Annotated in this window: 22 protein-coding genes; all 22 read right to left on the reverse strand. The window is 46.2% G+C overall.

Going from position 1 to position 12,541, the window contains the following annotated elements; all coding sequences use genetic code 11:
* Positions 1-62: 62 nt before the first annotated feature.
* Positions 63-1,337 carry a phage major capsid protein gene (locus H9J30_RS00085; RefSeq protein ID WP_240129153.1) on the reverse strand — a complete coding sequence of 425 codons (1,275 nt, stop codon included), beginning with the start codon at positions 1,335-1,337 and terminating at the stop codon, positions 63-65.
* Positions 1,338-1,403: 66 nt separating this feature from the next.
* On the reverse strand, positions 1,404-2,354 hold the full coding sequence (locus H9J30_RS00090) for a S49 family peptidase (RefSeq protein ID WP_240129154.1): 951 nt from the start codon (positions 2,352-2,354) through the stop codon (positions 1,404-1,406).
* Complete coding sequence (locus H9J30_RS00095; protein WP_240129155.1) at positions 2,345-3,598, reverse strand: phage portal protein; 1,254 nt, start codon at positions 3,596-3,598, stop codon at positions 2,345-2,347. Before H9J30_RS00095 ends, H9J30_RS00090 begins: the two co-directional genes overlap by 10 nt.
* A 163-nt stretch (positions 3,599-3,761) precedes the next feature.
* The gene (locus H9J30_RS00100; protein ID WP_240129156.1) at positions 3,762-5,501 is read right to left on the reverse strand and encodes a terminase large subunit; all 1,740 of its coding nucleotides are present in this window, start codon (positions 5,499-5,501) and stop codon (positions 3,762-3,764) included.
* Entirely contained in the window at positions 5,458-5,970 is a 513-nt protein-coding gene (locus H9J30_RS00105) for a phage terminase small subunit P27 family (protein WP_140906804.1), read from the reverse strand. The genes H9J30_RS00100 and H9J30_RS00105 overlap by 44 nt, the downstream gene beginning before the upstream one ends.
* An 11-nt stretch (positions 5,971-5,981) precedes the next feature.
* The gene (locus H9J30_RS00110) at positions 5,982-6,311 is read right to left on the reverse strand and encodes an HNH endonuclease (RefSeq protein ID WP_088211494.1); all 330 of its coding nucleotides are present in this window, start codon (positions 6,309-6,311) and stop codon (positions 5,982-5,984) included.
* The gene (locus tag H9J30_RS00115) at positions 6,308-6,667 is read right to left on the reverse strand and encodes a hypothetical protein (RefSeq protein WP_240129157.1); all 360 of its coding nucleotides are present in this window, start codon (positions 6,665-6,667) and stop codon (positions 6,308-6,310) included. Before H9J30_RS00115 ends, H9J30_RS00110 begins: the two co-directional genes overlap by 4 nt.
* Positions 6,660-6,929 (reverse strand): HP1 family phage holin, encoded by a 270-nt coding sequence (locus H9J30_RS00120; RefSeq protein WP_240129158.1) that lies wholly within the window; start codon positions 6,927-6,929, stop codon positions 6,660-6,662. Before H9J30_RS00120 ends, H9J30_RS00115 begins: the two co-directional genes overlap by 8 nt.
* 13 nt (positions 6,930-6,942) lie before the next feature.
* A complete protein-coding gene (locus H9J30_RS21730; RefSeq protein WP_427915895.1) occupies positions 6,943-7,131 on the reverse strand; it encodes a hypothetical protein in 189 nt (62 codons plus the stop codon).
* Entirely contained in the window at positions 7,046-7,570 is a 525-nt protein-coding gene (locus tag H9J30_RS00125) for a hypothetical protein (RefSeq protein ID WP_240129159.1), read from the reverse strand. The genes H9J30_RS21730 and H9J30_RS00125 overlap by 86 nt, the downstream gene beginning before the upstream one ends.
* Positions 7,571-7,722: 152 nt before the next feature.
* Complete coding sequence (locus tag H9J30_RS00130) at positions 7,723-8,235, reverse strand: glycoside hydrolase family protein (RefSeq protein WP_240129160.1); 513 nt, start codon at positions 8,233-8,235, stop codon at positions 7,723-7,725.
* Positions 8,236-8,238: 3 nt separating this feature from the next.
* A complete protein-coding gene (locus H9J30_RS00135; protein WP_140906798.1) occupies positions 8,239-8,502 on the reverse strand; it encodes a hypothetical protein in 264 nt (87 codons plus the stop codon).
* Positions 8,503-8,734: 232 nt separating this feature from the next.
* Positions 8,735-9,250, reverse strand: a complete 516-nt coding sequence (locus tag H9J30_RS00140) for a hypothetical protein (RefSeq protein WP_240129161.1) — start codon at positions 9,248-9,250, stop codon at positions 8,735-8,737.
* A 63-nt stretch (positions 9,251-9,313) separates the two neighbouring features.
* Entirely contained in the window at positions 9,314-9,667 is a 354-nt protein-coding gene (locus H9J30_RS00145) for an Aca2/YdiL-like domain-containing protein (protein ID WP_240129162.1), read from the reverse strand.
* A gap of 40 nt (positions 9,668-9,707) precedes the next feature.
* Positions 9,708-10,001: an AcrF10 family anti-CRISPR protein gene (locus H9J30_RS00150; protein WP_240129163.1), complete on the reverse strand. Its 294-nt coding sequence runs from the start codon at positions 9,999-10,001 to the stop codon at positions 9,708-9,710.
* Positions 10,002-10,091: 90 nt separating this feature from the next.
* A complete protein-coding gene (locus tag H9J30_RS00155) occupies positions 10,092-10,448 on the reverse strand; it encodes a hypothetical protein (RefSeq protein ID WP_240129164.1) in 357 nt (118 codons plus the stop codon).
* An 87-nt stretch (positions 10,449-10,535) separates the two neighbouring features.
* The gene (locus H9J30_RS00160) at positions 10,536-11,162 is read right to left on the reverse strand and encodes a hypothetical protein (RefSeq protein ID WP_240129165.1); all 627 of its coding nucleotides are present in this window, start codon (positions 11,160-11,162) and stop codon (positions 10,536-10,538) included.
* Between the two features lie 158 nt (positions 11,163-11,320).
* Complete coding sequence (locus tag H9J30_RS00165; protein WP_240129166.1) at positions 11,321-11,644, reverse strand: DUF4406 domain-containing protein; 324 nt, start codon at positions 11,642-11,644, stop codon at positions 11,321-11,323.
* Complete coding sequence (locus H9J30_RS00170; protein ID WP_240129167.1) at positions 11,641-11,850, reverse strand: hypothetical protein; 210 nt, start codon at positions 11,848-11,850, stop codon at positions 11,641-11,643. Before H9J30_RS00170 ends, H9J30_RS00165 begins: the two co-directional genes overlap by 4 nt.
* Positions 11,850-12,068 carry a hypothetical protein gene (locus H9J30_RS00175; RefSeq protein ID WP_240129168.1) on the reverse strand — a complete coding sequence of 73 codons (219 nt, stop codon included), beginning with the start codon at positions 12,066-12,068 and terminating at the stop codon, positions 11,850-11,852. The genes H9J30_RS00170 and H9J30_RS00175 overlap by 1 nt, the downstream gene beginning before the upstream one ends.
* Positions 12,068-12,268, reverse strand: a complete 201-nt coding sequence (locus H9J30_RS00180; protein WP_240129169.1) for a hypothetical protein — start codon at positions 12,266-12,268, stop codon at positions 12,068-12,070. Before H9J30_RS00180 ends, H9J30_RS00175 begins: the two co-directional genes overlap by 1 nt.
* Positions 12,269-12,273: 5 nt before the next feature.
* Positions 12,274-12,540 (reverse strand): hypothetical protein, encoded by a 267-nt coding sequence (locus tag H9J30_RS00185; RefSeq protein ID WP_240129170.1) that lies wholly within the window; start codon positions 12,538-12,540, stop codon positions 12,274-12,276.
* Position 12,541 lies beyond the last annotated feature (1 nt).

Consider the following 12,541-nt stretch of genomic DNA (forward strand, 5'->3'; position numbering starts at 1 on the left):
CCCCATTTTTATTAGTTACTTATCAGTTAACTGATTACTAAGCGCTTATTACCAAGCTCTTATTACCAAGTAATGCCAGTACCTAATACCAGACCTTCGGTATGGCGGAAGCCGATATCGTGCTCGGTAACTACGCGGATTAACGATTGGTTGCGGCTGAACGCTGAAACCAAGTTACCTTGATCGTCCTTGTAGGTTGCTTCGCTACTGAAGTCGATTTTGAAACTGCCGCTTTCACCGATGAGCACATCGTTAAAGTCAGCAAAGTAAATTTCGGTTTCGTTTGTGCCGGCACCAAGGTTCGATGGAATGGTGTTGGTGTGCTGAATTGGGAAGCCTTTCAGCACGCCAGAGGACATTTCTGGGTAAACTTTGTTGCCATTACCATCACGCAGGCCGAACAACTTCATATAGCTGCGTGGCGATAAACCCCAACCAGGTGTGATCATCAGCGAGTTTGATTCCATCAATTTAAGGATCAATTTATCGAGGTAGGCATCAATGTTGGCTAAATCTGCTGATCCAGTGAATGCTAAGGTTCGGCCTGCATCCGTGGCAGTCTTTTTAAAGCCTTTTGGTGTTGATGATGAACCATCGTCACGTAAGAAGGCTTTATCTTCACGCACTGCCATTGATGCCAGCATATCTTGCAGCACTAAGGCTTCAACATTGCGGCCAGCATGACCAATCAACTGGTTAGAAATCGGCACCAAGGTGATCATGGTTTTGGCTGACAATTTAACATCGTCCAGTGATGCATTGGATGATAAAACATCATTGCCCTCTCCAACGTAGGATGAAGTTGAACCACCGCTCATACGTGGCAATGACATATTACCGTTTGGCAATGGCATTGAGCGCGCACCTAAGCGGCGAACAATGGTGCGATTGCGCAATAGCTCGATAACTTCCGACGCGGTATTTTGAGGCACTAATGCGCCACCTGAGCCAGCGGAGGTTTGAATCGCTAAAGCCACATCACCATCGCCAATGGTGTCGTTAGCAAAACGCGCAGCGCCTTCTAAATCACCTTTTGAAGCCGCGATCGACATTGCTAAACGTGCAAATGTCGCGCCTTGATACTGCTCGGCTTCTTTTTTAGTGTGAACCGCAGCAGAACCATTTTTACCAACTGGTTTTGCATGGGTTGCATTCATTCGCTCTGCGGCCTCTAAGCGGCCGATTTGAGCGGTAATCTCATCAAATTCCTTAGATAAGGATTCGAATTGAGTTAACTCTTCAGCGCTCAAAGAGGCCTCAGCGTCTTTTGCCGCTAGCAATTGCACTTGAGCGTTAATCTCAGCGCGTTGGCGGCGAAGTTCTTCGATTTTAAACATGGTAAAGCTCCTTCAGGTGAAAAAAATGCAGCCAATAGGCTGCACATTGTTTGCCCCGCCGCGTGGCTAGAGCTGGTTTTTGATATTCATCGCTTTGGCTTGCATGCCAATGCTTCTTGTTGGACGACTTTGCGTCATGTAGGGTTTTGCAATGGCGTTAATGGCTTCAAATGGCGTCATTAGCTCATCGGCTAGCCCCATTGTGATGGCCTCTCTTGCGCCAAAGAGTCTTGCTTGGGTATCGATGACCTTTTGCACTTCCATGCCGCGGTATTGCGCGACAGACTCGGTAAACATTCGATAGGTTTCGTCTAGGCGAGCATTAATTTCGGTAATAGCTTGCTCGGTGATAGGTTCGTGTGGGCTACCATCATTTTTATGGTCGCCACGGTAGAATGTTGTAAATTTAAGGCCTTCTTTTTCTTCTAATTTGCTGACTTCCATGTGTTCCATAATCACGCCGATTGAGCCTACGCCTGAGGTTGCGGATACAATGATTTTTGAGCACGCTGCAGCATTAAAATAGCCAGCGGAATAGGCGCTGTAGTTGACGATCGCATTAATGGGCTTGATTTGGCGCGATTGATAGATGAAATCAGCCAGTTCTTTGCAGCCAACTGCCATGCCGCCGCCAGTATTAAAATCTAAGGCGATTTCTTCGACAATATTGTTGTTAAGCGCCCGTGTCATACGGTCTTGCAGCTTTTCATAGCTGTTTAACTCGGTGCAGGCGCCGGCGATGTGACCACGACGGGCCATTAACAGGCCATGAACAGGAATAACCGCTACTCGGCCATTTGCAATGGTGTACATTCCTGAAACATCGCAGTCATCATCCGCAATGGTGGCAAGTCGCTCTGGCGGTTGCTGCTCTTGTTGCAGTGATGGGATGTCGATTGACAAGTTGCCAGTGATGCGCGGGATCAGGACTGATTTTACGGCATCAACTGCAGTTCTAGTGGCTAGCAATGGGGTATTGAATACCATGCTGGCTAAATTGGGGTAGTTTACTTGCATAGTATTGCCTCGATTTGCTGCATTTGCGCTGGTGTGGCGTTCAGGTGTTGTTGCGCTGAGTTGCTTGGTACCATGTTTAACGGGGTTAAATAGGTGTCTCCGCCTTTGATTGGGCTCATGTTCTCAAGGCGGCGGATATCGTTCACACTTAACCAGCCCCAGTTGCGGCCAATTGCGTAAGACTCGTAACGTGATTTTTGGTCGCCACGCAGCAACCCTTGCACGTTAAACTCGATATAGTACTGGCCGCGTTCTGATGGCAGTAGCAAGTCGCGGGTTTGCGCCGCTTCAATCCTTTTTAGCCATGGCAACAAAGAGTAAATTACATAGCCAAGTGACATTGACTCGATGCCTGAACCCCAAGAGGTGGTTTTTTCTGTCATCTGCACCATGTGCAGCGGGATTTTGTACAAGCGGCAAGCTTCAGCGATACCAAAGCCCCTGCTCTCGAGCAGCTGGGCTTTTTCGTTGTCCATTGATAGCTGCTTGTAGCTCATGCCCTCTTGGAGCATGGCCACTGAAAACGCATTGCGCAGGCCTGAATGACGCTCTTTAAATTTATTTAGGATCGCGTCAATTTTGTCTTGAGAGTCAATCGCTTTTACTTCATGTGGGCGCTCAATAACGCCGCTGAGCGTGGTGCCGTTGGCAAAGACATTGCCTGCGTGCTGCTCTGTCGCTAACGCCAACCCAAATACATCGGCATTGGTTTGAATGGGTGATAGACCAATGTAACCGTCAAGGCTAAATCCCTTGATGTGATGGACTAATCTTGCTGGCAACGTCTCGTTTAAGTCGATTAGATGGTAATAAGGCAGCGCGTCAGGCCCTTTTAATACCTGAACTTTGTCAGGATTAATTGGGATCAACTCTTTGATGTAACCATCGCTATCATATTCTTTTAACGCGAAGTTATTGCCGCGCAGACCAAGACAGCCCATTGATTGCTCGTAGTATTCAAAGCTGGTGTCTTTTTGGTTTGGCTGGTTGTGAATAATGTCGTATAGCGGGTGATCTGTGGCTCTGACTCGGCCATCCCCTTCGCGGCGATAAAGCTCACAGGGCAATTGAGCAACTGATTCGGCCAATAAGGTAACGCAAGCTCGTACAGCAGAAAGCGCTAGCGCCTTTTCTGGCGTGACATGGATACCTGATGCGGTAGAGCTGCCACTAATAGAGCTAACCCATCGCCACCAGTCGTTACCTTGCTGACGTGAGCCCTTGAACATTTGTGGAATAAACATTATTCACCTGGTCCTTTGGTTGTGCTCATAGCTCGAGTCACCATCCATGACCAAAGCAGGCATAAGCAACCAAGCGTGATAAAACCTGCCGCAGGAAGCAGGAGCCACGCGCCGTAAGACACGCATAAAACCCCCGCTATACCAATAATGAAAGCGATATAAATCAACATAGAACGTCCGAAGTCTCGTAAACTGAAGTTGACTGAGCATCACTTACTGGGTCAGCCGTTCCCACGGCCATGGCGGCGGCGACTACGCCGTCGATACGACCTGTGGATTTTTTCTTTGTAAAAATACGGTTGTCTTTGGCGTCGGCCTCAAGCACGGCGCTTGCGGCGTTCCACCTTAGGCATGGATTGGTTTTGATTCTGATCTCTTTACTGGTGATCAGCTTTTCGAATAGCTCAATTGAGCGCGGCATCCAAAGATTTGACTCTGATGCCTTGTAGTAACCTTGCCCGTGCTTAACCAGCGGGATAAATACGTTTGTCTCGGCCAGTTCCGGCTCGAGGTAGTGGATCCGGTATTGGTCAAAGCCGATGCTTTTTATCTCAAACAGTGCTGACATCTCGGCAATGCGTTCGGCCACAAAGCTGTAGTCAACTGCGTGACCTGGTGGCGCGTGAATGTATCCTTGCCTTAGCCATGCCGAGTACGGGACGTTATCGGTGCGCTCGCGATCCAGTAGCGTGTCTTTGGGTGTCCAGAAGTCTACTAACAGCGTTTTTACTCGAGGGAAGTAAAGCGCTAAGGCGGTTAAGTCGCGGGTACCGGATAAGTCGAGTCCGCCGTAACATTCTTCGCCGTATAGCTCGCTGATATCAAAATCATCTTCGCAATCCATCCATGTGTCGGCGGATAGCCAAGGCGAGGCACTATCTACCCATTGGCAGAAGTTTAAGCGCCGTACAATGCTCTCTTTTGCTGGCATGCCCTTGGCTTGGGTGACCTGTTCGCGCAGATATTTATGCGTGAAGGTGTGCCCCAGTGATGGGTTAGCTTTTTGCCAGCAACTTTCGTCATTAATTGGGTCGTCACCTTCATCTAGCGAACAGATAAAGGCGAAGAAGGAATCATCTTCTTTGGTACCCGCACAAATAGCTTTTCCGTATTCGTGGTACGAGTAACAAACGCTGGTGCGGTCGTGGCCTGAGTTGGTGATCATGAAGATCAACGCTTGCTTGCGGCCTTTGGTACCAGCACGCATCATCTCGACGACGTTGTTGTTTTTGTGTTCGTGTACTTCGTCAATCAGCGCCATGTGCGGACGAGGGCCTGATTGGCCGTTGTCGGAGCTGATTGGTCTAAAAAATGAGTTTTTAGCGAGATAGGCAAGGTTCCAAACGCTTTGCCCGGTACCCGATTTTTTTAATCTTGAGCTTAACTGCGGCGATTGGTTAACCATGGAAACCGCGTCGCGGAACAACACCATGGCCTGATCTTTTTTGGTGGCCGCTGCATAAATTTCGGCGGAGGCCTCACCATCTGCCACTAAACCGTAAAGCCCGATACCTGCGGCTAACGGGGATTTACCAGAGCCTTTGCCACTTTCGACATAGCACATGCGAAAACGGCGGGTACCGTCGGCATCCTTCCAGCCAAACAGCGAGCCGACAATAAATGCTTGCCAGTCGAGCAGATCAAATGGCTTGCCTTCGTGATCACCACCACTTAAGCGCAATACTTTTGGGAAAAAGCTGATTGCGCGGTTTGCGGCTGCTAAATCCCAAGTAAGACCACGTTCGTGACCTGTTTCTAAATCTTTTAAGTGCCGCTTACAGGCGTTGCGGATATCGGGGCCAGCGAGGAACTCTCCTGATGCGACTTGTTTTGCCCAACGAGTGACGCGATCTTCTACGTTATCCGAAGAATTCGTCGATCTCGTCTTTTTTCTTGTCGCCATCAGTTACCTGTACTTTGCTACGGGCCGATGGGGTTAGCCCAAATTCTACGAGATAGGCCTTAAATCGCCTGTCGGCATCGGCCAACATTTGCACGGCTGGGTTTGCCTTCATTAGCATTTGCTCGACTTGGGTGACTTCGCGGGTATCTTCGTCGATGTTTTCGCCGATGATTTTGATACTTTGGTACGTTCGGCCGTTTTGTTTTATTTCGTCCCTCAGGTCGAGGATTTCTGAGTAGACGTCGCACAACCGCTCAAGCGCCATGCCGTCGGCCAGCGTGAGCACGCCCATGTCTTTAAGCAGTTTTGTTAGCTTTTTCCATGCTGCTTTTGCTCTTGGGCTGAGATAAGCCGGCATTCGCGGGATACCCGCTTCTAGCTTTGGCTCTTTTTTATTGAGCGGCCGTTTGCCTGGGTTGCCTGTAACGAGCTTGAGCGCGGTTGGCGTGGTTTTTCGTCCTACTGCCACGTTTTACCTCACTACTTGTTCCAATGGTGATTTGGGTCTGTTGGCTTGCCGCTTTCGTCTGCGCCAAGCTTTACGCCCCTGCTCTCCATTATTTTTTTGGTGCTATCGTGGCAAGGCTTGCACAGCGGTTGCCAGTTATTGGTATCCCAAAATAGGGCTTGGTCGCCTTTGTGCGGCGTTTTGTGGTCCACTACTGTTGCGGCGGTGATAATGCCTTTTTGCTCGCAGAAGCAGCACAGCGGATTGCGCTTTAAAAAGGTTTCACGGGCTTTTTGCCAGCGTCCACCGTAACCGCGTTCGGCGGTTTTGCGTTTGTCATCGCGCCAGCTGGGTTGGCTCATAGTTCGCCGGAGCCATCCAAATAAGCTGTTTTTGTTTCTTCAACTGGTTCTGCGGCAATCATTTGATCAACGATGTCCAGATTACTATTTACCAGCTGGCTGATAGCTGTGGTTTGGGCAGTCATGGCTGCGGTTAGCGCTTGCATCGAGTTGATTAAATCGTCTTGCTTGCTTTGTTTGATAACTGGCGGCTTGGTTTTGCCCTGAAATGCTGGGTATGTGGAATTTAATGCCGTTACATTTACCCAATCAGCGGGTACCAATGGCACTAATTCTTTTTGACCATTGCCAATATTGGATTCGATAGCTGGCACTGAAACGATGGCGCCATTGAAGATCACCACGACTTTATTCATTTCTATCGTCCATATTGATTACGTTTAGGTTGCCAGCTTTGATCGCGGCCATTCTGGCTTCGTGAAATTCCTTGTCCTGCTTACGCTTCTCTTGTGTTCGACGATATTGAACAAGGAAAAGTGCGACTGTTGATGCGATACCAAGCAACAACGCAATATTGTTGAGTGACAAAAAGCCGCCTATTGCTGTTGAGATTGAAGCGACATAGCTTCCAGTTGTCGTTGCTTTATCCATAATTGGCGCCAAGGGTTTGATATTCATTATTAGCCTCCGATCACTCGGTAGACAGTTTCGACTTTTGCTCGTTAATCCAATTCTCTAGTGACAACCAATCGAGGTCACATAGAGAAATGACTCTTATCAACGAGATGTTGTATTCAGAAAGATCTTGGTTTTTCTTGCTGGAATACGGCGGAACGATGCACTGGCTGATCAGTTCCTTGGGCGGAAAAACATACTGAATCTTGGTTACGGTAACGGTTAGCACATCTGGCGGACTGCTCGAGCACGCTGTTAACAGCATCAGGGATAACAGTAGCGCCCCAAGATAGCGTTTTTTCATCGCTGGACCTTTCGAATACCTGAGTTAACTCTTTGGTGGATTGCTCGAACTCGCGCTTAATCTCATTTCGTGACCTTTCACGATCGCTCAAGGCCTTGGCCAGCAAGGCAAGATTGCCGAGCAAGGTTTGTTTGTCTTTTTCTGCAGTTTCGAGTGATGAAGTCACCGATGATAAATTTTTTTGCAGCTCGGAACGGGCAAGCTCAGATTTATCCAAATTTGCATTTAATAGCGCAATTTGCCCCTTATTGATCACAAAAAAGGCCGTGAATACGCCTATCAAAACAATCAGCAAAACGATAAGTAAGGCAATGATTTTACTTGATAATGTTGAAAGCATTTTTATAGCCTAAATTCGCCAGAAAAAAAGGTCTCATTTCGCGGTTTTGCATAAAACTGGATGCGCACGGTCAGTTAGGCAAAAGCCCTGAAGTTTTGACCCTCCCCACCCCTTAAACTGCAAAATGCTTAATTTTCAATAATTTACTAATCTCAATTGAGAGCATCTAGGCAGTCGCGGTGCCGCTGCTGCGCCCGCAGCCACACGCCATAGCAGCGCTTGTTGCCAGGCGTTGAACAGTCATAGCCAGCGACGGTGCGATACTGTGGCAGCAGCAACGCATCACATGATTGTTTATATTCACCTTGGATGAGATGGCCACGCATCGGAGAGGCTAACCAACGGCCAATGCCGTATTGGTACGTCCAATCGATGTAAAAATCGTAAGATGCTTGGTTGAGCTCCACGTTCGGAAGGCTTGCTCGAAAGCGTTGCTCATCCTTACCGATATGTGCTTTAACGATTTTAAGTGCGTTAATTGGGGTGGTGGTTTCGCCTGACTGTACTGGTCGTCCATCTGCATGATAGGTGGACCCAAACCCAAATGTAGGCCGATCACCTTTAACCGGAATCTCAGCAACAGGCGAGAACCCTTCAGATGAAACCAAGGTGATCAGTGCAGCAGCTGATAAGCTCAGTCCTGTGACTAATACCTTATTGCGCATGATTTACTTACCAATCCGTGGGGAACCTAACGGACCTGTATCTGGTGCTTTGGCAGCCATGAGCTTAAAGCTTTCTACCTGCAACGCTTCAGCTTCTGATAATAGTTTGATGATTTGAAGATTGTTTGACTTAACCTTCTCTGCTAATTCACTTTTATCATGTGCAACACGCGCCGTCTTTTCAGCGACTTCTTCTTGCAGTTGTTTAAGCAGCAACTCGAGCTTGAATCCATTTGGATTAGTAACACTCATCAAAATCTTATTCATAGATGCCCCAAAACAAAAAGCCCCGGCGATGGCCGAGGCTTGAATAAACTCAAAGGTACAGATAGCAAAAAGCCACCGTTCTGGTGGCTTTAGATGCTATAACCCGCATTGTTATAGCAGGATAGTAAAACTTAATGCTTGGGTAAATCATTCTGTTAAACCGATTTTGTGGATTGTTTCAGTTACAAGAGACAAAAAAGCCCTCAATCGAGGGCTTGTTGATGCAAAAGTTTTAACCCAACAATCTTAGCTTGCTGCTTTTCGATTTATTTTCTGCTCGCTTTCTTGAAAAATCGACAGCATCAATAGAATCTCCGACTTTTAAACCCGCCGCTCTGATTTTTGCAATAATCGTAGAGTGCGATATATCAAGCCCAAGCTTCTTTGCTATTTCTCGCGAATAAAGTGGCTTTTTGTTGTAGTAGTAAACTGCTCGCCGCGTTCTTGTGCGCTTTTGCTTTGAGATCTTTTCTTTTGTGATTGGGTTTTTATCGAGACTTTCAATAAGCTCAACAACGCGATTTTGTGATCTAAGCACACATTTAAGTAAATCGTGAGGCATTGCCAATTCAAGCCGGCTTATTAGCATGTGAAGCTCATATATCGCTGAAAAATCTGGGCTATCGTCACATTGCTTATCTAGCCACTTTTCGACCTTATCGCAACTAATACAATGCAATCTAGCAAGTATTTCTTGCTCGATTGGATATTGCTTATGTGTTGAAATATATATTCTTTTATATTCCATTTTACACCTTGCCGTATTTGTAATTTAAAAGCCCTCGTTAGAGGGCTTTATCTACTTAGATTTTTAAATAGTTTCTTCTGCTCGCCAAATATCTGCTTGTTGCTCACTCACAAGTTGAGCAGATACTGATTGCGCTAAACGCCACTTGAGCACGCTTGCGCCAGTGACGGCTTTAAAATCTTCATACTCTGCAAAATACTGATACATCGGATCATCTGCACAGTATTCAACTTGCAGCAACTCAACGCGGTTGAGTGCCAACATTTGCATAGTTTGCGCAACGTCCGCTGGTACTGCTCTATCGCCTTTTTCCCAGCGCTGCCAAGTTCTAGGCTCGCAATCTCCTATGTGCTGCGCGGCCTCTGTCACATCTAAAAATAATAATGTGCGCAGCTGTTTAAGTTCGGTATTAGTCATAAAAACCTCTATAAAAAAGGGGCGCTAAGCCCCTTAATGATTATGCTTCTAAAATTTCTTCAACTGCTTCGATGATGTAACCAAACGGGACATAATCAATAGCAGGCATTAGTGAAGGCTTATCAGTTAAATCAAACACTGAGCAAAGTTCATCAACCATGTTGTAGCGAATATTGCTGTCAGTGTATTCAACAGATTTAAAATCACCTTCGCTGTCATAGTTAACATGCTCAGCTAATTCAACACGGCCAAGATCGGTGACTAGATCAAATTTAACCATATCGAAGTCAGTGATTGTTTCAATGCGGACGTTTTCAATGCGGAATGTAGTCATGATATATCTCACTTTTTTGAGTCGATTCGAGCCACTCCCGAACCGTTAAATATATTATGGTCGCAATCGCGACCGATTGCAATTGTTTTATTAAAAATATTCGTAAGTTAAGAAACCATCTGCAACGCTTGCATCAATCCAGAACTTGCCGACTTTACCTGCTGCGTACTCTTCGTTATACGCAGTTAGTGAAGTGAATACACGCAAAACGCGAGAGTTTTGTTTAATGTATTGGGCGATATGTGAAGCGGTGTAAGTCGGTGCTAAGCGCACTCTTGGTGCGAAACGATTTGCGCGATCACGTGGAGCTAGCTCGCCTTTGCAGTTTTTTAAGTGATTTTGAACTGCATTAAGAGCTAGTTTAAATGCTACAGCGTAATTACCAACGGCTTTAACTGTGCCACGAGCCATTTCGTGTGCTGCTTTGAAGATTTCTGATTTTTTCATTTTGCTATCTCACTTTGTTGAGTTGATTCGACCCTTGCCGAACCTTTAAATATATTATGGTCGCAACTGCGACCGATAGCAAGCGAATTATAAATTATTTTTCAATTTATTTTTCTTGTACCAATTTCTAAAGTAGGCGTTGAGTGTTTTTCGATAAGCAAGATAAGCGTTATAGTCTGATTCTTTTAGCTTTTTAACATAAGCAGAACGCCAAACATTGCTGTATTCGTTTTGCTTTTGAATGATGAGTTGTTGCTGATCAGCGGGTAACGCGTGCAGTCTTTTAAGCCGCAGTTGATAGCGTTTTTGCTCATAGATGTGATCGGCAGCTCGCCTTGCGCTGTGCCGCTGCTTGTTGTGATCAGGATTTATCCCAATCAATTTATAGTAGCGGCGCTTGTGCTTGGCTTTTAGCTGTTCGCGCTGGCACAGTTCAGAGCATGTTGTGCGCTTAACCCCCCAATCATCATTTATAATTGGGGCTCCGCAAATCACGCACGGGCCACGGCGGCAGGTTTTGCACGCTGGAACGTGGCCTTTAACGAGTGACCCTTGATCAACTTCAAGGGTATTTCCGCAAATACAGCGGCAGAGCCACACTTTTACAGAGTTGCGACCATGCTGCACTCGGCCAACGCATCGCAGTACGTGCAGCGAGTAAAAATAATGATCGGTGTAGTCGCGCTCAATCCCTGCCATTTTCGATAATTTCAATTTATTTGATTGACAAATTTAATCTTTTAGCAGTTTAATTGAAAGCTTTTTGATTAAAAACGTTTAGCTAAACTATTGATTTTGTGAAATTTAACTATATAGCTGAATTGATCACATATAGCTGAATTTATTACTTATCACTTAACTGATTTAAGCTGTCACGATACTAAACTCATACCGCGTTCAATGTCTATTCCTGTTGGGACAAACACGATCTTAAGCCCTATCTTCTTGGCGTAGTAATACTCGGCAGTGGCACCGGCAGACCTGCGCCAACCCGGCAACATCACAATCTCACTGCAAGCGCGGATCATGGCGTAACAGATATCCATGTACTGTGGTTCGGTTAGGCCAAACGGCAGGCCAGCAGAGTGCAGCACTACTCTGCCAGTTGCCTCCAACTGCTCGGCCGCTTTAAAGAATGCCTGCTTGTTGATCTCGACATTGCCGCTTATTGGGCCAGCGATGTAGGTGGCAATCACTTACCACCCCGTTTAGTAAACTTGTATAGCTTTACATAGCGCTTAAAAAATATCGGAATCAACCCAATGCAATGGGTTCTGATCTTATCGTGCTGCTTAGTGATATCCGACAAACACTCTTGGCAGACTTCTTTGATGTCGGCCGTTTGGTACTGTCCACTTAGCGCAGTGGTTGGCTTTTTAGCAGTACAAATATCGCAAGCCATTAATCTTCTCCTGCCTGTTCTGTGGAAATAAGCACCGTTACATTTCTATCAAGCGTGTCTTTTTTTGCGAAATCCACTCCAACGAATGAATTTTTCGTAGGAACACCAAACGATCGGCAAATATCCTCTTCACTGAAAAAATCCTCTACTTCTAAAGAATCAGACAGAGGATTGATGCTTATTAAAGCTTTTGGTTTTAGTTCATTTTTAATTGCCATTACTCTTCCCCTGCTTGCTCGATTGCATCGCGCACTGCCTCAGGCCATTCGCCAACTAACAGATCGGTACCGTCATCAAAGTGAATCTTGGTACCATTGAAGCCATTACTACTATGCATACTAAAATGCTTGATTCTATCCAGAACAACAAAGCTGTTTTCGCCATGATGGAAAGGTTTAAAAGATGCGACTTTACTCACTGCGGTTATCTCCATCTGTCTGCGCGATTGCGCTTTCTGTCTGATTTATTACGGCGGCTTAAGTGGCGAATTTCAGCAGGCTCTTTTAGGCAATCTGGCAAGGTTATCTCCACCGAACAAGAAACATCACCGTCAACCTTCGTCACGCGATTTGACTCTGCTATTACCACTTTATGACTTAGATCTAACTTTAGATTTAACTCCATTAATACCCTTCTAAGCATCGACTTACCTACACCATCACCACCAATCAAAACGATTGTCTTACTCATT

Origin of the sequence: Shewanella cutis, assembly GCF_022410515.1 — a bacterium.
In the GTDB taxonomy this organism is placed as follows: Bacteria; Pseudomonadota; Gammaproteobacteria; order Enterobacterales; family Shewanellaceae; genus Shewanella; species Shewanella cutis.

What these genes read in the sequence shown, in the direction of transcription:
- H9J30_RS00145 (WP_240129162.1), bottom strand. Translation starts at nt 9,667, where the DNA reads ATGACTAATACCGAACTTAAACAGCTGCGCACATTATTATTTTTAGAT.
- H9J30_RS00125 (WP_240129159.1), bottom strand. Translation starts at nt 7,570, where the DNA reads ATGCTTTCAACATTATCAAGTAAAATCATTGCCTTACTTATCGTTTTG.
- H9J30_RS00110 (WP_088211494.1), bottom strand. Translation starts at nt 6,311, where the DNA reads ATGAGCCAACCCAGCTGGCGCGATGACAAACGCAAAACCGCCGAACGC.
- H9J30_RS00095 (WP_240129155.1), bottom strand. Translation starts at nt 3,598, where the DNA reads ATGTTTATTCCACAAATGTTCAAGGGCTCACGTCAGCAAGGTAACGAC.
- H9J30_RS00085 (WP_240129153.1), bottom strand. Translation starts at nt 1,337, where the DNA reads ATGTTTAAAATCGAAGAACTTCGCCGCCAACGCGCTGAGATTAACGCT.
- H9J30_RS00130 (WP_240129160.1), bottom strand. Translation starts at nt 8,235, where the DNA reads ATGCGCAATAAGGTATTAGTCACAGGACTGAGCTTATCAGCTGCTGCA.
- H9J30_RS00185 (WP_240129170.1), bottom strand. Translation starts at nt 12,540, where the DNA reads ATGAGTAAGACAATCGTTTTGATTGGTGGTGATGGTGTAGGTAAGTCG.
- H9J30_RS00120 (WP_240129158.1), bottom strand. Translation starts at nt 6,929, where the DNA reads ATGAATATCAAACCCTTGGCGCCAATTATGGATAAAGCAACGACAACT.
- H9J30_RS00100 (WP_240129156.1), bottom strand. Translation starts at nt 5,501, where the DNA reads ATGGCGACAAGAAAAAAGACGAGATCGACGAATTCTTCGGATAACGTA.
- H9J30_RS00170 (WP_240129167.1), bottom strand. Translation starts at nt 11,850, where the DNA reads ATGGCTTGCGATATTTGTACTGCTAAAAAGCCAACCACTGCGCTAAGT.
- H9J30_RS00135 (WP_140906798.1), bottom strand. Translation starts at nt 8,502, where the DNA reads ATGAATAAGATTTTGATGAGTGTTACTAATCCAAATGGATTCAAGCTC.
- H9J30_RS00175 (WP_240129168.1), bottom strand. Translation starts at nt 12,068, where the DNA reads ATGGCAATTAAAAATGAACTAAAACCAAAAGCTTTAATAAGCATCAAT.
- H9J30_RS00150 (WP_240129163.1), bottom strand. Translation starts at nt 10,001, where the DNA reads ATGACTACATTCCGCATTGAAAACGTCCGCATTGAAACAATCACTGAC.
- H9J30_RS00140 (WP_240129161.1), bottom strand. Translation starts at nt 9,250, where the DNA reads ATGGAATATAAAAGAATATATATTTCAACACATAAGCAATATCCAATC.
- H9J30_RS00090 (WP_240129154.1), bottom strand. Translation starts at nt 2,354, where the DNA reads ATGCAAGTAAACTACCCCAATTTAGCCAGCATGGTATTCAATACCCCA.
- H9J30_RS00155 (WP_240129164.1), bottom strand. Translation starts at nt 10,448, where the DNA reads ATGAAAAAATCAGAAATCTTCAAAGCAGCACACGAAATGGCTCGTGGC.
- H9J30_RS00115 (WP_240129157.1), bottom strand. Translation starts at nt 6,667, where the DNA reads ATGAATAAAGTCGTGGTGATCTTCAATGGCGCCATCGTTTCAGTGCCA.